Source organism: Streptomyces sp. col6 (assembly GCF_008042035.1).
Lineage (GTDB): Bacteria > Actinomycetota > Actinomycetes > Streptomycetales > Streptomycetaceae > Streptomyces.
In genome coordinates this window covers 1-1,192 of record NZ_RDBL01000034.1, presented here as the reverse complement: position 1 = coordinate 1,192, position 1,192 = coordinate 1, and the positions used below count along the sequence as shown (strand labels likewise).

Annotated in this window: 1 protein-coding gene and 1 pseudogene; both read left to right on the top strand. The window is 73.9% G+C overall.

The genetic code is table 11. The annotated features are described in order from the left end of the window. A pseudogene (locus EAO73_RS34750) lies at positions 1 to 567 on the top strand (SAM-dependent methyltransferase); the annotation flags it as partial. Positions 568 to 689: 122 nt separating this feature from the next. Further along, positions 690 to 1,192 (top strand): hypothetical protein (locus EAO73_RS34745; protein ID WP_147975525.1); only part of this gene is annotated, 503 nt, incomplete at its 3' end.

Genomic DNA, 1,192 nt, shown 5'->3' with positions numbered 1-1,192 from the left:
CCCGCGCACCGCCCGCTCACCACCCTCGGCGAACTCGCCCGCGCCGGCGCCCTCCAGCTCCGGCACGGCGGCACCGGCACCGGGACCGGCCCCGTCCTCACCGAGCACGACGTGCTGGCGGGCACCGCGCCCTCGGGCAGCCTGCCCGCCGACGGGACGCCCGAGGAACCCGTGCACGTCGCGGCGGGCGACGTCGTCGTCCCCGTGCTCGGCGGCGTCACCGTCGTCCGCGTCGTCGACGACACCACCGCGGGGGCAGCGCTCGGCCGCAACCTCCAGCTGCTGCGGCCCGACCCCGCCGTGCTCGACCCCTGGTTCCTGGCCGGCTTCCTGCGCGGCACCACCACCAACCGGCAGGCCAGCAGCCATGCCTCCACCGCGACCCGGCTCGACGCCCGCCGCCTCCAACTCCCGCGCCTGCCCCTGGCCGAGCAGCAGCGCTACGGCGAACGGTTCCGCGCGCTCGCCGCGTTCGAGGACGCGCTGCGCCTCGCCGGACGCCTCGGCGGACAGCTCGTCCAAGGCCTGTACGACGGCCTGACGGACGGCACGGTCACGCCGGAGTGACCGGAACCACAACGGTTCCGCACAACCCCGCGCCCTCCGCCGGTGTCGCCCCTTACGCTCGGATCCGCACGCACGCCCGTGTGCGCGCGGACGTTTCACGACCAGGCAATCCAGGAGCAGCCATGTACGCCCCGGGTCTTCCGCCCACGGCGCCGCGCCGAGTCCCCGGCAGGGCCTGGATCGTCTCCATGCGCGTGCTGTTCACCCTGCTCGCGGTCTGCTCCTTGGGCTTCCTGCTGTGGGCACCGCTGTTCAGGCTCGCGTTCGTCCGCCGCCGTGCCCTCGACTGGTGGACGGCCGGCACCGGCTTCGTGTTCACCTGCGTGGCGATCGCCGTGCTCGGCAGGAACGAGCCGAACGTGGAGGCGGACAGCCTCGACAACGCGTTCATAGCGCTGCAGCTCCTGATCCTCGCGGCCGTCTGTGTGTACTACCTGGTCGCCGACGTACGTTTCTACGCACGCCTGACCGGGAAAGGCGCCGGACTCCCGCACCAGGGGCCCGGCTCCGCGTACGTGACCACCGTGCCCATGCCCACGCCACCGTACGGACAGCCGCAGCCCTACCCGCCGCACCCCGGGCAGCAGCAGCCCTACCCGCTTCCCCTCACCCGCTGCCCCCAGCC